This is a genomic window from Pseudomonas sp. SIMBA_068 (assembly GCF_046534705.1).
Lineage (GTDB): Bacteria > Pseudomonadota > Gammaproteobacteria > Pseudomonadales > Pseudomonadaceae > Aquipseudomonas > Aquipseudomonas putida.
The window spans coordinates 1-273 of the sequence record NZ_JAWRYI010000487.1 but is presented as its reverse complement, the minus strand read 5'-3'; the positions used below and the strand labels follow the sequence as shown (position 1 = coordinate 273).

Genomic DNA, 273 nt, shown 5'->3' with positions numbered 1-273 from the left:
CCCTGCGACAACCCGCGCGGTCGCAATCACTCCAGCCAACAGGCGGTGAGCCATTTCCGGCTGACGCCGCAACAAACGACGCAGCTCCTGAAGCAGGCGCCGGCTGCCTATGGCACGCAGGTCAATGACATCTTGTTGACGGCGCTCGGGCGTGCACTGGGCCGCTGGACCGGCCAAGAGGCGGTGATGGTGCAACTGGAAGGCCATGGCCGCGAGGACCTGTTCGAGGGCGTCGATGTCTCGCGTACCCTCGGCTGGTTCAACAGCCTGTTC

At 65.2% G+C, this 273-nt stretch carries 1 protein-coding gene; it reads left to right on the top strand.

Annotated features, from left to right (window positions below):
• Window positions 1-273, top strand: a 273-nt coding sequence (locus SB756_RS30070) for a condensation domain-containing protein (RefSeq protein WP_410913237.1), incomplete at both ends; no start/stop codon positions are given.